This is a genomic window from Tumebacillus sp. BK434, from assembly GCF_004340785.1.
In the GTDB taxonomy this organism is placed as follows: Bacteria; Bacillota; Bacilli; order Tumebacillales; family Tumebacillaceae; genus Tumebacillus_A.
The window spans coordinates 248,157-262,612 of the sequence record NZ_SLXS01000005.1; the positions used below are offsets into that span (position 1 = coordinate 248,157).

A 14,456-nucleotide genomic window follows, 5' to 3' on the forward strand; every position below is an offset into this window, starting at 1 on the left:
ATCCCGCGATTAACGGGAGTAGAATTCGACGATCATCGATTCTTGAACTTGCTGCGGCATTTCTTCGCGGGACGGGTAACGGACATAGGTCGCTTGCAGAGCGTTTTCGTTCCAGTCCATGTAAGCCGGACGGGAAGTCACGCCAGCCAGCGCGTCTTTCACAGAGACGATATCGTGGGACTTCTCGCGCAGGCTGATCACGTTGCCCGGGCGAACTGCGAACGATGCGATGTCGACTTTGTTGCCGTTGACGGTGACGTGGCCGTGGTTGACCAGCTGACGAGCGCCGTCGAGGGTGCGTGCAAAGCCCGCTTGGTACACGAGGTAGTCAAGGCGCGAGTTGAGCAGGCGAAGCAGGTTTTCGCCGGTGATGCCTTTTTGGCGTGCAGCTTCTTCGTAGTACGCGCGGAATTGCTTCTCGAGTACGCCGAAGATGTAGCGCAGCTTTTGCTTCTCTTGCAGCTGCAAGCCGTATTCGCTGATCTTCTTGCGCTTGGTCGGGCCGTGTTGACCCGGCGGGTACGGGCGCTTGTGCACCGGGCATTTTGCGGAGCCGCAAAGAGCTTGGCCAACTTGGCGGCAGAGTTTGTGTTTCGGTCCAGTAGTGCGTGCCATTGTAAGTATCTACTCCCTTATCTGTTCTTGATCTTGTGCAGCGTGAAACTGCTCCATTTCCTGAAGCATGTGCGAGAGCGGATCGATCACTTCAACGCCCTCGGAACGAAGTCTAGCCAACTCCTCTTCGGTCTCTTCGATGACCGATGCAAGGAGATAAGTGATGTCATTTTGCTTGTAAATAAGCACGTCGGGTTCGCATGTCTCCGACAAAATTAAAGAATACACGCCGGAACCGATTTTGACAAGTGCCTTTGTATGCAAATGGCATCCGGTTTCCTCCCATTTTGAGACAAAAACGTCGACATCCGCACTGTAAGGCCAATTTGTTAAAATGTGTTCCATGCAGTCGATGATTGGCTGCGGCTCGCGGTAATGGCCGACACCCCAGCACATCTGTACGACTTCCTTGCGTATTTTTTGAGCGAGCATAGCACATCACCTTTAATTGAAAATGATTCTCATTCGCCACTGCCTACTATAGCGGAATGAAGAGAGCTTGTAAACACCCAGACTCAAACACTCCTTCGTAGCGTAACCATCTGAGACATTTTCCAAACGGCGACTTTGTTATTTTTTGCTGTGCTGATCTTATTGGATCTCTTTTTGAGCGCCCGCTTCGTAACCGTTGACGATCAGCTCGAGCTTGCCGTTTTCCGGGTCGAAGATCAGGCCGTGCACCGGCACGTCTTTCGGGATCAGCGGATTTTCGCGGATCGATTTGACGACTTCGGCGACGTTCTCAATCGGATGGTGGAACGTGTCCACCCATTGCGACAAGGTGCCTTCGACCAGTTTGATCGCATCGGGCGAAATGCCGCGGTCGAGCATTTTTTCTTTGAGGCCGTCGGCGGTCGCCGTCGCCATGCCGCAGTCGAGATGACCGATGACGATGATCTCTTTGACGCCCAGCGCGTAGATCCCCATCACCAGCGACCGGATGACGACGCCAAAGGGGGAAGCGAGCGTGTTGCCGGCGTTTTTGATCACTTTCGCTTCGCCGCGCTGAATGCCCATCGCCCCTTCCAAAAAGTCGACCAGCCGTGTATCCATACAGGTGAAGATCGCCAGCTCCTTGCTCGGGATCTTCGAGACCGGCTTGCGGTTCTGCCCCTGCAGTTTCTGCCATTCCTCGACGAATCCTTCGTTGGCTTCCAAGACTTGCTCCAAGATGGTTTTGTTCATCTCTTACACCCCCGTTAGTATCCCTGTGCCTGACGCTGATGGTTAACTTCATTTTTTGCCAAATAGGCAGCTTCGATGTCGCCCGCCTGCAGGCCAAGCTGACCGCCCAGCCCGAGCAGTCCCGCCAGCAGAGCCTCCAGATCGCCCTGTGCGCGCGTGGCAGCCAGCCGGCTGCTCCGATCCATCAACTCGAGAAAAGACGCCGTGACGCTGTCTGCAGGAGCCGCTGCGGCCGGCTGCAGATCGGTATAGCCAAGCTCAAGAGCCAAACTGAGCGCAAAGTGCAGCACATCAACATACTCTTCTAAGATGATGTCGAGACCGGACGCCGGCTTTTTGCTCCAAAATTTAAAACATCTCGTCTCATTGGCGAGCTCCGCGAGTTCGACCTGCAGCGCGAGGAGTTTTTTCGGTACAAGATCCTGCCCGTGAAGTCCGTGCTCCGCTTTGATGCGGGCATCGAGTTCGCGCTGTAGAGTCAGCAGTTTATGTAGGTTCATCAAACGTCGATCCCCTCCGCTCTCCATAGTATCATAAAATCAGCGATGGGAAGAAAAAAGGAAGGGGCCGCCCTTCCGAAGGTATCAATCTTTTGATTTGGTCTGCGTAAACCGCCCGCTCCAGATAAAGAGCAGCATCATCAAGCCGACGAATACGAAGATGCCACAAGCAAACAGCAACGGCCACATACACGATCCCTCCGCCTCGACGGGTCGTGCTGCTGAAACTGCCGGGACTTGCGTCTACGCGGTGAGGTCGTGCAGCGAATCGGATGTGTTGTGGATCTGAATCGGAGGAATCGTCTTCTCCGTCCGGTTGATCAGATAGACGCAGAGCCCGCAGGAGATCAAAAACAGCAGCGCAGCAACAGTACCCAGTCCGAATGTCATGGTGAGTCCCTCCGTAATTGTGACAATTTTGTGTCTTCACTGTAACAAAAAGTTCGAAATTGCGCAACGATCGTTGTACAGTGAACCTTGTCGAATGTACGCGGGTTCCTCTTTACTATACGTGGGACAAAACCAGAGTAGACGCGGGTTTATTGAGTTTTCTGAAATGTCTAGGAGTTCGGGATTTTGAAGAAAGTACCAGTTGCTGAGCCGATGATGTGGCCCGCTTCGTCATAAACGTGCGACTCCAGCACGGAGATCGTCCGGCCGTTTTTCTGAAATTTCGTCTTGCAGGTCAGCGTGCCGTGTTTGGCTTCTTTCAAAAATTTCACCTGCAGGTCCAGCGTGACCGTCTTGTGGGTCGTGCCGTTGACGACAAAACAGGTCGCGCCCATCGCCGTGTCGATAAAAGTGGACAATATGCCCCCGTGCAGCATCCCGTAGCGGTTGCTGATCTCCGGGCGCACCTCCATCTTGTGAATAAACAGCTCACCGTCCTGGCCGGCGTACTGGTACGACATCAGCTCCTCGATGTAAGCGAGCGGGCTTTGGTTGGAGCGGATCTTCGCTTCGAGCAGACGCACCATAAACGCCTGGTCGTCCTCCGAAAGCGCGTCGAGCAAGGAGAGAATGTGTTCGCGGTGTTCCATAGGGTGTGGCTCCTTTCAAGCTTTGTGACTGCTGATGGTAGAGGTCGGCGGAACGCACAAGAAGCACGATACGTCAAAGAACCCATCTCTAAATGGGATTTTGCGTCGTGCTTATCTCGTATGCGCCCAGAAAGTAAAGGCGTAGGATTCCATATGCTCAGCCGCTACAGGTGGAGATGAATTCCATCCTAGCATCAGGCGAGTAAGCCGTCAAACTCCGGTTGCAGCAGCGAATAGAGACAGGCGTCGTGATGCTGTCCGCTCTGGTGCAGATAGCCGCTCGGCATACGATGACCGATCGCAGAGCTCTTTGATCAGCTTCATCGCACAATTCCTTCGCATCCCCTAGCGAAATTCACAGTTCTTCAATCGCCGGAAACCCGGCCCGGCTCCACAGCCACAGCGGGGTATGGACATCGATCGGGGCGATTCCGCTGCCCTGCAATGCTGCTTCCCACGCCTCGGCGACCTCTTGCCTGTCAACGGATGCACAAATGCCCAGCTTCGCGGTCGCTTGCAAGATGTGCGTATCGGGCGCGATGGTGATCAATTCACGATACTTCCAGCTTACTCCTGCGTACGTCTCCAGCACGTAGAGCCAATAGTTAAAAATCTTCGGCCCTGAAAGGTACGGAAACTCTGCCTTTCTCGTGCCTTGCATGATCTGTTTGAGCACCGCAAGATCAGAGTCGGCCGACTCGATCAGTCCTGTCACATCACCGAGGGAAGAGGAGTTGGCGATTCCCGCAGCCACGCGTTGCCAGATCTCAGGATGGCGATTCGGCTGCAGGGCGACCCGGTGGTGCAGCAGGGCTTCTGCCAACTGCGCACGCCCGCTTTTCATAGCCTTGTGCGGCGTGAAGACCCAGCGCGTTTGCTCATCGCGGTAGGCGTTGGCGACCGCCTCCCAGAGCGAGTACGAGTTGCGCTGGTAGTTCAGAGCCATCGCCAGCGTCAAAACATCGGGCAGCTCCTGCTCCGGCACCACGCCAAGCAAAGCGTCCTCCGGCATCGTCTCGCCGCCGAGCAAGCCGGCTTGATGCATGCGGATCAGAGCTTGAATCGTCTGCAGAAAGTTATGCTTCCTCATGTTTTTCCACCGGGATATAGATATCGAACGAATTATTTGGCAGCGTAGGGTTGAATCGTTCGTCGAACAGCTCGATCCAGGGAAGTGACGCCACCCGCCGATAGCCATGCTGCTTCAGCCATGCGAAGATCCCATGAAACGTTTCATCCACCGATACCCGTTCCACCGAACCGACATGTGTGAAACACACATACTCATGCTCCGGCACCTCGACGCGAACCATTCCCTCCGGCACATCTGCGCCCTGCTCCACGCCCACCGTCACAGAATAGGTGAAGCCGCTTTCCCGATGCAGCGCCAGCCCCCTTTTGATGACCGGTGTGATGACTTGCGCCATCTCATCCGCTTTCGCCAGCAGCTGAAACCACAACCGCGGCACCAGCACTTCCGCTTCCCCGCGCGCGGTGTAAGGAGCGGTAAATTCATAGCCGACCGCCTGATACGCCGGGAGCGTGAGCACTTGTCCTTCGAGGGTCGCGGCGGAAGTTGTCCGCAGCGCTGCGGGCAGCTCCACCTCGTTCAAGATTTGGTAGCCGCCATGCGCACCCGGTTCCGAATACAGCGGGACGCCCAGCTCGCCGAGCTCTTGCAGATAGCGCCACATCGTGCGATAGGAGACGCCCAACTCATCGGCCAGCTCGCGGACGGTAAATTTCTTTTTTCGGTTGACCAGCCTGATCAGCTCGATCAGCCGCTTGGACTTAGACAAAAAAATCCCACCCTAGTCTGTGGAAGTATGACAAAGTTTGACCAGATTCACTGTTATGATAAATCCAGAGGGTAAAATTTGTAAAGGACAGGAGTGCTTGCCATGAACATCACCATCGTGGAACTGCCGGAGAAGAAGTTGATCGGCGTGAAGTTCGCCGGACCGTTTGACGTCTTGCCGATTGAAATGCCGAAGCTGTGGACAATCTTTTTGGAGCGCGTCGCGGAGATTCCTCAGGTCGTAGCAGGAGCGTATTATGAGATCAGCGATGAAGATTTCAAGCATAAAATCTACACCGAATACCTGACCGTCGAAGTCGAGCGTTTTGACACCATCCCCTACGGCATGCTCGCCTTCGCCCTTCCCGCTCGCCAGTATCTGAAAGCCACCCACCGCGGGCCGATGAGCAGCGTGCAGGACACCTATCTGAATCTGTTCAAATGGATGAAAGAAAACGGGTATGAGCAAGACCTCTCCGCCCTCCGGATGGAGCGATATGATCGGCGCTTCCTCCCCACGGTGGACGATCATGCCCGGGAGGAGAATGAGTATGAGATTTTGATTCCGATCAAGTACGATACCCGACCATAAAAAAGACCTGAGTCGGGTCGAATACTGAACTCAGGTCTGGTCTTGCTCAAATCAATTAGGGATTGGGTAGCGTCGACTGTCCGACAAACACTTTGGACGGCGTTTTGTTGCTGCGTTTGATCGGGATTCGCTTAGGCGAGGAGACGATGCCATTGTTGACGGTAAACAGAACGATGCTGTTCGACCCAATCACCGCGCCGCCCTGCCCTTCCAGCACGTACGGGATTCCATGAATCGTACTGGTCGCATAGGTGTGGACATGTCCAACCAAAACTTTTTGCATCTTGTTGCGATTCGCGCTGAGCGTGTTCATAAAATCGCGATTTTTTGGCTTGGACAACGAAAATCCATCCTCTTGTTTGAGCGTGAAAGTCGTGCCGTTGGTGCGCGTCCATGTTCCGGTGCGCGGCGGAACGTGCATCACAACGACCGCTTTGCTTCCGGCAGGAGTTGTGCGCAGCGACTCCTTCAAGAAAGGCAGCGCATTTCCCGACTGCTCGAATCCATAGTAACTCGCGTAATCCGAACTGCTCAGCGCTGAGCTGGGGCCGATATCGTTAAGCATCACGACCCGCAGTCGGGGGACGTCAATTCGATAGTTGAGCTGTGCGGAAATATACTTGCGATACAGATTCAGAGGACCTGTGGGGCCTGTGCGTTCATGGTTGCCCGGTGCGATGAAGACGGGAATTTTGGAAGTGTCCATAAACTGGCTGATCTTCTGAGTGACATATTGGAACTGCTGTTGCGTGCCGGAGAAGACCACATCGCCGCCGATCAAAATGAACAGCGGTTTGGGTGTCTGTCGGGCAGCCGTCTCCAGCGCGCCAAGGAAAATCTGAAAACGTGTGACCGCATCTGCTCGCGTCGTGCCCCAGTCGAACCAGCTGTCTCCGAAGTAGACAAACCGAAAGGCAGAAGACTTGGGCAGCGATTGCAGCAACTTGCGGGCTTTTTCATAGATCGGTGCCACCGAATCACCTCCCTTCAGGCGAAATTTGTTTTTCGACCTACAGTTTTACAGCCTTGATGATGTCGAGTTTCTTGATGTTTCGAGTTCGGACTTGTCCGTTGCTGCCCATGTACTTCAGCGTGATGGAAGTTTGCGTTTCGGTCGTGACTTTGCCGTTGTAAATTCGAAACGACCCCATTGTGGTACCAGACACTTGAAGCCCATAACATGCGCCAACTTTAAAGTTCATCATTCGTTTCCTCCCTTCCGTCGTTCTCCCTATTAGAAAATGCGAGATTATCCGTTCTTGAAACGGCAAGTGTACGCAACGATTGCGGAAAAAGAAAAACAAGCCAGCGCGGTATCCCGTGCGAGCTTGCCTATTTCTAGTGATTCGATAAAGTTACTTCCGCGGCACGGCTTGTTCGCAAAATCTAGAGTGGAGCTCGCGAAGACATGGAGGAGGAATGCGTGTCTCCTCACTAATTTCTTGGTGCAAACAACATGATTGCAACGCCGATCATACAAATTCCTGCCCCAACCCAGTCGTACAAGTCGGGCGTTTTCTTATCTACCCACCAACCCCAAAAGACTGCGAGTATGATAAACACCCCGCCATATGCGGCATAGACCCTGCCGAAGCTTGGGAAGTTCTGCATGGTCGGAATGATCCCGTACAGAATGAGAATCACACTCCCAGCCACCCCATACCAGAGTGGTTTGCTTTCGCGCAGCCAGAGCCACACCAGATACCCTCCGCCAATTTCCGCCAAACCTGCAACGATGAACAAAACGATGGCGCTAATCATGTGCTGGACATTCCGTTTCCGTTAAGAGGTCGAATCGCCATTCATTGCAGCGCATGAAGTTTCCTTTCGGGTATTCGAATTCGCGCTCCCCCATCCATGTAAATCCAAGCTGCTGACAGATCGCGTTCGATGCGAGGTTGTCAACAGACGGGAAGGCGTACATGTATTTGCGCTTCTGCTCCGATCTGGCTTGGGCAATGGCCGCTCTTGCTGCGGCACTCCCGACACCTTTTCCTTGATAGGGTGGCAACACCGCCCAGCCCATCTCGTACGCATCCTCCTCGTTCCACACGCGTTCCCAATACCCGACAGTTCCAACCGCCGTCTGATCCACATTTGAAATGACACGAAACATTCGGCCCGTACCCGCTTCATTGATCGCAAGATAGTGCCGGTGGCGAGTCTGCAATTTTTGATCCGTCTCAGCTCCGCCCAAATGTTCCGTCATTTCCGGCGCATTGACTTGGCGCAGCAGATCCAGATCAGATTCTGTCCAAAGTTCGATCCGAACCGGCAATGCGTTTGTTCGGTTTGACATCGCTCTTCACTCCCACTTGTATGATTTTTTCCCACGAACCAGAACACACGTTTCCATGGTAAACAATCTGTGTTTCGTTGTCAAAATTAGCAGGAGATTCATATTGGCATGGTAAACGTTTTGAGTCTGCTCGTGTTTGCTATACAATGGAATATGAGTTCTACAAATTCGGTGGCAAGGGGCGTAGCAACGTGCAAATCACAACTTTTTTCATGTTTGAGGGCCAGGCAGAAGCGGCGATGAACTTTTATACTTCGATATTCGACAACTCCGACATCACAAGCATCTCGCGTTACGGAGCCGAGGGACCCGGTCCGGAAGGCAGTGTGCAGCAAGCGAGGTTTACACTGAATGGACAGTCGTACATGTGCATCGACAGCTTCGTCGCTCATGATTTTACATTTACACCGTCCATCTCCCTGTTTGTGACATGTGATACGGAAGAGCAGGTCGATCGCGCCTATGAAAAGTTGTCTGAAGATGGCGCCGTATTGATGCCGCTGTCCGAGTATCCGTTTAGCAAAAAATTCGCCTGGGTGAAAGATAAATTCGGCGTGACTTGGCAATTGTCTCTGCTCTCGGAAAAGTAAACAGCGTTTCGAAGATGCGAAGAACCCTCCATGTCGGAGGGTTCTTCGCGATTCAAGTGCCTACCTAGTAGCGGGGAGAAACGGTGTCATCATCTACTTCGTTCCCCAGTGCACCATCTCTTTGGCAAGGAGACATGGGGGTGCATAAAATAATGGAGCATCAAGTTCATCAGGAGAGAAGTGCGGTCATCATGAACTCACAAACGAGAAGGAACAGAATTGCGCAGCCGCAAGATCTACAAACCAGATTTGCGGTGGCGTTTCTAACCTTATTTTTAGCAACTTTCTTTTTGGGGAAAACGGCTACTCCACAACTTGGGATCGGTCAAATCGTTCTCCTGTGGGGTCTGTTGGTGCCCGACCTGCGAAAGGCAGTTGTTATCTTGTTCGTCCTTTATTATTTCTTGAATTAGTCCGCTAGGATCTGCGTCCGTTTTTGATATAAGTGATCGTAATTCGCAGTCGCGACAGGCTCGACATTACTCATTCACCTGAACCGGGACTTTTGCAAGCACATACTTACGTGTCCACATCTCGGTGGTCACAATCAACTTTTGCCCATCTTTTTCAAAAAAGTAGCCGGAACCTTCCTGCTCCACAAAAGTCCATCCTTTGCCACGAATCATATTTTTAATGTGCTCATACCCTTTTCCCTGGTCCATCTTCGTGAGATACCATTCATATTCGGTCGATTGATCAATAATAACTATAGATTCATTCGCAGCAGCTAACCGCCCGATTCCTTGTTCGATCTTTTGATCATCTACTGGAGCCAAGAGCTGTTTTTCTCTTACATTTTCAATACCATCAGATAGGTACACTCCCCCAAGTACCACTAGAATCATGAAACCAGCGCCAAGAAGCATTTGTTTCCGCTTGGTTAACATTTCGATTTCACCTATCCCCTTTGAATAGATCGAATCAAAAATACCTTCTCTTCACAGAAAACGAAGGTGACTTGTCTCTTTAAAACGAACTGTTAGTTCCTTGCTCTGTCCATTTCGTATCCGTTAACCTTACTTCTCCAGCCCTTGCGGTAAACGTACTTCAAACAGTGTGCGAATGGCATTGCTCTCGGCCAAGATCGTGCCTTGATGCTGCTCGACAATATTTTTGGCAATGAACAAGCCGAGGCCGGTACCCGCTTCTCGATGAGTTCTGGCCTTGTCGCCGGTAAAGAACATATCGAAAACATGCGGCAGCTCCTCTTGCGGAATGCAATTTCCGTAATTGATGATTTGAATCACCGCTTCTCCGCCGTCAAGATGGCAATGAATATCGATATACTGACCGTCAAAGCCATAGCGAATGGCGTTCGTCAGAAGATTTTCAAATACGCGGGCCAGCAGCTCCCCATCGCCAATAATCGTCAAATGAGGAGTTACGGCCAATCGGGTAGTCAAGTTATTTTTCTCAAGCAACGGATAGACTTCCTCGTTTAATTGACTGAGGAACTCACTTAGATCGATCGGGTGTTTCTCAAGCGTAAGCCTGCCGTAATTCATGCGGGTGATTTCGAACAGTTCATCAATCAGTTTCTCCAGTCGTTGCGACTTGGCGAAAGCAATTCTCGTGTAGTGATTGATTTGTTCCGAATTCAGCTCGTCATCCTGAAGAATGAAATCCAAATAACCTAATACGGAAGTAAGCGGGGTACGCAGATCATGGGCCAAATTCAAGACCAATTGTTCCTTGCTGTTTTCTGCAAAATCTCCTCTCTCCATCGCTTCCCGCAATTTTTCACTCGCCAGATTAATGTCTCTCGCAATGTCTCCAAACTCGTCGTTCGATCGAATGGGTAATCGACTGTTGAAGTCTCCGTTCGCAAGGCGGTAAATTCCTTCCGAGATTTCATCGAAATAAGCTGCATAATGCTTAGTGAAAAACAAGAAAAACAAGATCGAAAGTGGGATAAAAATAAGCAGAAAGAAGTTGATATCCCCAATATCTCTGATAAAGAAACGAACTTTCGTCAATGGGTCCTCGAACTTCATTCCATGATAATAGAGCTGGAGAGCACGATAGATCAAATAGGTAATCGTGCCGGAACAGAGTGTACTTAATCCGAATAGCAAAATCATTTTAAACCGGAAACCTCGGATCATTTTAGCCATTGAACGTATACCCTACTCCCCAGACGGTCTTGATCCATTTGTTTTTATTCTGGTCTTCGCCGAGCTTTTTCCGCAATGTGCGAATATGCACCATGACCGTATTGCCCCCCTCGTAGTAAGTCTCGCCCCATACGTGTTCGAAAATATTTTCAGAGCTGTAGACCTTCTTCGGATGACTGGCTAGCAGGTACAAGATATCAAATTCTTTCGGGGTCAGCTTAATCGGGTTGCCAAAGAGAAATACCGCTCGTTGTTCCGGATCGATGATCATGCCGCCCGTCTCCAACACCTGAGTATTCACAGGTGCCAATTGATTGAACTGCATGGAACGCCGCAGCTGTGCATTCACGCGAGCGACCAGTTCCATCGGGTTGAACGGTTTGGTCACATAATCATCCGCTCCCTGGACCAACCCTGCAATTTTATCGAGATCGGTCGCTTTTGCGCTTAAAAAAATGATCGGCAGATGATGCTGCTCCCGAATTCTCCGCGTCACCTCGTAACCGTCCAGCTTGGGCATCATAATATCCAAAATTGCCAAATCAATTGGATGTGTCCGAATAACAGCTTCAGCTTCCTGCCCGTCGGCCGCTTTTATGCAATGGTAGCCTTCCTTTTGCAAATGCAGTTCGATCAAATCGGCGATTTCCGTCTCATCGTCCGCTATCAATATGGTGATCGTTTTCATTCGTTCCCCCTGTAAAACGTCAAGATACCGCTATTATATCCGATCTAATTCAAATTCGGTTGATCGTACACGGTCACAATGACACCATCCATATTATTGCCTGAAATGTCAAAGCGGCCATTCTCAGGAACATGGATCGTTGTATTTGCAGAGACAGGGTAGTAGGAGACTGTATAGGTTTGGTGATCTACTGTAGCCGTAACGGTCTGTTGTTCTTTCAAGAAATCCAAATATTCCTCCAGAACGAAGCCCTTTTTCTGAATGATGGCACTGTGCGGCAACCCGACATAGCGGAAATGCCACGGCTCATATCGAATACCTGTGATGTACTCCTTGTCCTTTGGATAGCGTAAAATGAAGCCGTATTGCCAAGCATGTTGGCTCAGCCACTCTCCTTCCGGCACCTGATTCATATCTCCTTGTGTCGATCCGATATCGATCGACAGGCCGAGGTTATGTTCGCTGTAACCGGCAGGCATCGCATAGTCGGCCCCCATTTGCTGATACAGTTGGCTTTGTTCTTGGTCGTTTCGGTACCCACTGGTGATTAAAAAATGGCTGACTCCGTCTTTTTCAGCGGCTCGAAGTGAGGACGTGAAGTTTTGCAGCAATCTAGGCGACAGCTGAATCGAATTGTCCAGCAAACTGAATCCATTCACAAGCTCCGGGTGTTGAGACAGATTGACCGCATCGGGCTCTTCCGCCCCAGGAGGTACAGGATGATCTTTGTTGACCAGCAGCAGGTCGCCTTTGAAGATCTGGTCATTCGTAACTTGTATCGTGCGCGCTTCCTTTTGAGAAACTGCCTCCTGAACTTGAATATCTACTTCCGGTTGTTTTTCGTCTTTCAGTTTGTATTGAGCAATTCCGTATCCAATCAGCAAGAGAATCGCAAGCCAAAAAAGTCCCCTCTTCATCGTTCGTTTCCTCCTATCCATTCGCTCGAACTTCAGGATAAGGAAAACTTCTAAAAAAGAAGTGGGGTGAAAAATAAAATTTTTATAAAATCACTAGACATAACAAATAACTTGACGAGACACCAAAAAGGCAAGCAGCCACGGTTTCCCGTTACTTGCTTGCCTCATCAAATGGGCAGTTGTTCCTAAAGGTGCGAAGTCTTACTCCTTCACAATCGCGATGTAGATGTCCATCTGCTTGTCGGTGTCGGAATCGGAACGCTCGTCGTACCACTCAAATTCGGGCGTGCAGGCTTGATAGCCGGAGGTGGGAAACCACTCTTGGAAAGCTTGCACCCACGTTTGCTGGATCGTCGATGAGAAGTCCGCGTTGGACGCTTTCGGGGTGGTGAAGACCGCATACGTGGCTTCGGGTACGGTGACGCACATCATCCCCTCCGGCACGTTGTCAAACGACTCCGCTTCAAATCCGATCACATAGGTAAATCGGCCCGTCTCCGGCTCGAAGTTCGTGCACATCCCGATCTCCACATTCGGGCGAAGTTTGTTGGGAATATTGGCACGAAGGTTCTCTTGGAGATAGCGTTGCCAAAACGCCGGGATGTCTTGGTGGTTTTTTCCTTCATTCGTTTCAGTTACCAATCCGTAGCCAATCAGTTTGAATGCAGACTTTGTCACAATTGTCGGTGTCATGGTGATTCCTCCTTCTCTCAGACGGGGAGCGTGCGTCAGAGTCACGAAATGTTGCAACGCCAGCGACAGCCCGCTTTTGCGGTACTCAAGCGGTGTCAGTTGAAACTGCCGCTTAAATGCGCGGGCAAAAGCTTCGTGCGACTGAAACCCGGTCGCCAACGCGATGTCGAGGACCCGCTGGTCAGTCGTGCGCAACAGTTCCGCCGCTTTGGCGAGCCTCCGTTTGCGCAGATAATCGGCTGCTGTGTTTCCCAATGTCAAAACAAACACGCGATGGAAATGAAACACGGAAAAACACGCAACCTTCGCCAACTCCTCCATTGTGATCGGTCGATCCAAGTGGTGTTCCATATAGTCCAAGGTGGCTTGGATTCGCTCGATGTACTCCATGTACGGCTCCCCGTCCTTTCTTTCTCTAGGGTATCAGAATCGGCAAGAGGCTCCTTGACAATTTCTGCTGGATTTTGCTTTCGAAGATAAAAAGTTCCCTACAAACGGCAGAAACTCCTTTTCTTAGAACGGGGGTAAAAAAACCGCTTCATAGGATCTGGCCCTACAAAAAAAGAGGCTGCCTATGTTGCACATGGCTGCCTCATTTTTTGTCATACAGTTCAAGTCGTTTCAATAAATCATGGTAGGAAAATACACGATCATTCGCGATCACTCTCAGGTTTTGATCAAGCAACACAAGTGCAGGCACATATTTGATCCCGTAGTTTTTCCGAATCTCACTGGACGAGAGCAGCGGAACATCGGTCGGCACATAGGCCGCTTTTTCATCGTCCACTTCACCCTCAGTGATTACGATCCAACGCTTGTCTGCATATTGCGTTCTCACTTCCTTCAAGTGTGGGAAAATCTCCTTGCAAATCTCGCACTTTGACAGAGTGAACAGAAGCATCACCTTCTGTCCGGCCTCCAGCACGACTTCACGCCCCACATGATCCAGCACGCGAAACTCGGGCGCTCTGTCTCCAATGTGCAGCCCGCGCTTCTGTTCGTTCGGCGGTTCAAGTCGCACCTTTTGCAAAAAGCCCCCAAGCTGCTTCGCGAACCTGTGGTACAAGAAAAAGTGAACACTCACGACGATCCACAACCCTACATTCGATACGATCAACGCTTGTTCCAACCTCCTGCCTCCTTTCTCAGAAAAAGACTGCCGAGTGTACTCGGCAGTCTTCTCTTTAGCGATAGTCGCCGGTATCAAAACTTTCGTTTGCTGCCGTACATTCAAAATAGTGCGTACAGACACGGGCGAGCTGCATTGTGTTTCAACGCACTACCGGGGACAGCATTCAGAAGTCGGGTCGCAGCCCACGCTACACTGATAAATTCTGCCATACGCCCCAGGTTGGCAATAATCCGCCCGGCATTCATAGTAAACCTGAGCTTCCGGTTGCGCTTCCACATTGAAACCCAGCATGT

The 14,456-nt window shown here is 51.1% G+C and carries 20 protein-coding genes and 1 pseudogene; 2 read left to right on the forward strand and 19 right to left on the reverse strand.

Annotation, left to right across the window (positions count from 1 at the left end):
• Nucleotides 1–9 precede the first annotated feature (9 nt).
• The 9 genes and pseudogenes from rpsD to EV586_RS21510 form a co-directional block, all read right to left on the reverse strand.
• Nucleotides 10–615 (reverse strand): 30S ribosomal protein S4, encoded by a 606-nt coding sequence (gene rpsD, locus EV586_RS14845; protein ID WP_132945899.1) that lies wholly within the window; start codon nt 613–615, stop codon nt 10–12.
• 9 nt (nt 616–624) lie between these two features.
• Entirely contained in the window at nt 625–1,047 is a 423-nt protein-coding gene (locus EV586_RS14850; RefSeq protein ID WP_132945900.1) for a hypothetical protein, read from the reverse strand.
• Nucleotides 1,048–1,206: 159 nt separating this feature from the next.
• The gene (locus EV586_RS14855) at nt 1,207–1,800 is read right to left on the reverse strand and encodes a beta-class carbonic anhydrase (protein ID WP_132945901.1); all 594 of its coding nucleotides are present in this window, start codon (nt 1,798–1,800) and stop codon (nt 1,207–1,209) included.
• Nucleotides 1,801–1,814: 14 nt separating this feature from the next.
• Nucleotides 1,815–2,300, reverse strand: coding sequence for a dUTP diphosphatase (locus EV586_RS14860; RefSeq protein WP_132945902.1), 486 nt, complete (start codon nt 2,298–2,300; stop codon nt 1,815–1,817).
• Nucleotides 2,301–2,543: 243 nt separating this feature from the next.
• A complete protein-coding gene (locus EV586_RS21195; protein ID WP_165898622.1) occupies nt 2,544–2,690 on the reverse strand; it encodes a hypothetical protein in 147 nt (48 codons plus the stop codon).
• A gap of 170 nt (nt 2,691–2,860) precedes the next feature.
• Nucleotides 2,861–3,340: a PaaI family thioesterase gene (locus tag EV586_RS14865; RefSeq protein WP_132945903.1), complete on the reverse strand. Its 480-nt coding sequence runs from the start codon at nt 3,338–3,340 to the stop codon at nt 2,861–2,863.
• Nucleotides 3,341–3,695: 355 nt separating this feature from the next.
• Nucleotides 3,696–4,430: a hypothetical protein gene (locus EV586_RS14870; protein ID WP_132945904.1), complete on the reverse strand. Its 735-nt coding sequence runs from the start codon at nt 4,428–4,430 to the stop codon at nt 3,696–3,698.
• A complete protein-coding gene (locus EV586_RS14875; RefSeq protein ID WP_243653051.1) occupies nt 4,417–4,944 on the reverse strand; it encodes a GyrI-like domain-containing protein in 528 nt (175 codons plus the stop codon). Before EV586_RS14875 ends, EV586_RS14870 begins: the two co-directional genes overlap by 14 nt.
• Nucleotides 4,932–5,139, reverse strand: a pseudogene (locus tag EV586_RS21510) (helix-turn-helix transcriptional regulator); the annotation flags it as partial. The pseudogene EV586_RS21510 and the gene EV586_RS14875, both read right to left, overlap by 13 nt.
• A 102-nt stretch (nt 5,140–5,241) precedes the next feature.
• Here EV586_RS21510 and EV586_RS14880 point away from each other — a divergent pair.
• On the forward strand, nt 5,242–5,730 hold the full coding sequence (locus tag EV586_RS14880; protein WP_132945906.1) for a GyrI-like domain-containing protein: 489 nt from the start codon (nt 5,242–5,244) through the stop codon (nt 5,728–5,730).
• A 55-nt stretch (nt 5,731–5,785) separates the two neighbouring features.
• On the opposite strand, the gene EV586_RS14885 is transcribed toward EV586_RS14880, so the two are convergent.
• From EV586_RS14885 to EV586_RS14900, 4 genes are all read right to left on the reverse strand, one after another.
• Nucleotides 5,786–6,703: a metallophosphoesterase family protein gene (locus EV586_RS14885; protein ID WP_165898623.1), complete on the reverse strand. Its 918-nt coding sequence runs from the start codon at nt 6,701–6,703 to the stop codon at nt 5,786–5,788.
• 37 nt (nt 6,704–6,740) lie between these two features.
• A complete protein-coding gene (locus EV586_RS14890; protein ID WP_132945908.1) occupies nt 6,741–6,932 on the reverse strand; it encodes a hypothetical protein in 192 nt (63 codons plus the stop codon).
• Between the two features lie 232 nt (nt 6,933–7,164).
• On the reverse strand, nt 7,165–7,491 hold the full coding sequence (locus EV586_RS14895; RefSeq protein ID WP_132945909.1) for a YnfA family protein: 327 nt from the start codon (nt 7,489–7,491) through the stop codon (nt 7,165–7,167).
• Nucleotides 7,484–8,029 (reverse strand): GNAT family N-acetyltransferase, encoded by a 546-nt coding sequence (locus tag EV586_RS14900; protein ID WP_132945910.1) that lies wholly within the window; start codon nt 8,027–8,029, stop codon nt 7,484–7,486. The genes EV586_RS14895 and EV586_RS14900 overlap by 8 nt, the downstream gene beginning before the upstream one ends.
• 146 nt (nt 8,030–8,175) lie before the next feature.
• On the opposite strand from EV586_RS14900, the gene EV586_RS14905 reads away from it, so the two are divergent.
• The gene (locus tag EV586_RS14905; protein WP_132945911.1) at nt 8,176–8,619 is read left to right on the forward strand and encodes a VOC family protein; all 444 of its coding nucleotides are present in this window, start codon (nt 8,176–8,178) and stop codon (nt 8,617–8,619) included.
• Nucleotides 8,620–9,098: 479 nt separating this feature from the next.
• Here EV586_RS14905 and EV586_RS14910 read toward each other — a convergent pair whose 3' ends face one another.
• From EV586_RS14910 to EV586_RS14935, 6 genes are all read right to left on the reverse strand, one after another.
• Nucleotides 9,099–9,506, reverse strand: coding sequence for a hypothetical protein (locus EV586_RS14910; protein WP_132945912.1), 408 nt, complete (start codon nt 9,504–9,506; stop codon nt 9,099–9,101).
• Between the two features lie 129 nt (nt 9,507–9,635).
• Complete coding sequence (locus EV586_RS14915) at nt 9,636–10,733, reverse strand: HAMP domain-containing sensor histidine kinase (protein WP_132945913.1); 1,098 nt, start codon at nt 10,731–10,733, stop codon at nt 9,636–9,638.
• Nucleotides 10,726–11,421, reverse strand: a complete 696-nt coding sequence (locus EV586_RS14920; protein WP_132945914.1) for a response regulator transcription factor — start codon at nt 11,419–11,421, stop codon at nt 10,726–10,728. Before EV586_RS14920 ends, EV586_RS14915 begins: the two co-directional genes overlap by 8 nt.
• 44 nt (nt 11,422–11,465) lie before the next feature.
• Nucleotides 11,466–12,338, reverse strand: coding sequence for a M15 family metallopeptidase (locus EV586_RS14925; RefSeq protein ID WP_132945915.1), 873 nt, complete (start codon nt 12,336–12,338; stop codon nt 11,466–11,468).
• A 201-nt stretch (nt 12,339–12,539) separates the two neighbouring features.
• Nucleotides 12,540–13,421, reverse strand: a complete 882-nt coding sequence (locus tag EV586_RS14930; RefSeq protein ID WP_132945916.1) for an AraC family transcriptional regulator — start codon at nt 13,419–13,421, stop codon at nt 12,540–12,542.
• A 202-nt stretch (nt 13,422–13,623) separates the two neighbouring features.
• On the reverse strand, nt 13,624–14,160 hold the full coding sequence (locus EV586_RS14935; RefSeq protein ID WP_165898624.1) for a TlpA family protein disulfide reductase: 537 nt from the start codon (nt 14,158–14,160) through the stop codon (nt 13,624–13,626).
• Nucleotides 14,161–14,456 lie beyond the last annotated feature (296 nt).